Source organism: Halobacillus sp. BBL2006 (assembly GCF_000786645.1).
Taxonomy (GTDB): Bacteria; Bacillota; Bacilli; order Bacillales; family Halobacillaceae; genus Halobacillus.
Window position 1 is genome coordinate 1 of the sequence record NZ_JRNX01000799.1, and the last position, 1,094, is coordinate 1,094.

Annotated in this window: 1 protein-coding gene; it reads right to left on the reverse strand. The window is 41.2% G+C overall.

What is annotated here, in order from left to right:
- Window positions 1-141 precede the first annotated feature (141 nt).
- The coding region (locus LD39_RS19815) for a hypothetical protein (protein WP_035552478.1) at window positions 142-1,094 on the reverse strand (953 nt) is incomplete at its 5' end.

A 1,094-nucleotide genomic window follows, 5' to 3' on the forward strand; every position in this document is an offset into this window, starting at 1 on the left:
GGTCATTTGCTATTTTCTACTTTTCGCTGATGCGACCGCAATAGTAAGTAAAATGAAATAGACGAGGCCTACACCTAGCGCAATTTCCATGAAATCCATCATATCCTCCTTAAACATAGAACAAGGTTGTATTGATAAAAACTAGTGTCCTAACTGTTGACCTAGATAAATACCGCTTGCCGCCGCCTGAGAAAGTGAATGAGTTTCTCCTGAACAATCGCCGATAAGATATAAGCCAGTGATCTGGGTCATGAATTGTGAATCGGTATAATGCTTTGGTTCAAAAAACTTAGCGTCTATGCCGTAAAGCAAGGTATCCTGGTCCAGTTGCTCTCCAATTAATCCTTCTAATTTTGAAAAGAACTCCAAAAGCGCATCAACATAAAGGGGGGGCACTTCATCATGAAGATTTCCGACACTTGCTTTTAAAGAAGGTCGGATGGCTAGTCGTGAGCTACAGTTTGTCGGAGAGTTGGTTTTTAAGTCTCTTAACCTTTGAACGACTATTCTTTCCCCACCTTGATTGATATTACCAATCACATGCCTTGCTTTCGACATTGCTTTCTCATAGGTAGGAAAATAACGGGGCACAAACAAAGTGAAATTTAAGTTACCGCTGGGGGTTTCTTCTTCTTTCTGATTTTGTCCGTCAGGCATCACTAAACCATGCTGTCTTTTACGAATGATTCTTCCCTGAGGGTTCATACAATACGTTGTGGATGTGAAAGTATCTGCTTCATACTTTAACTTCGTTTCAAACGTTTCCCCCAATATCGAATTTAACTGATTGCCTCGCATTTCAACTCGAATACCTAAGTCAAGACGGGTCTCACCAGGGACTACACCCAAAGATTCCGTCTGTTTCTTCAGCCATTCGCTGCCACTCTTTCCTGTTGCCAGTACTAGACGTCGGCTCGTAAATTCTCCGCGATCTGTTTTAATTAGAAAGGTTTCATTTTTACAAATCGTATGTACATCTGCTTCAAAAGTAAAATGAACCCGACTTTCCATTGTCTCATACATTTGTTGAAATATGTCCTTTGCAAGGGTAGTCCCGAGATGACGGGTCTCGGTAGAAAGCACTTTCAAGGAAT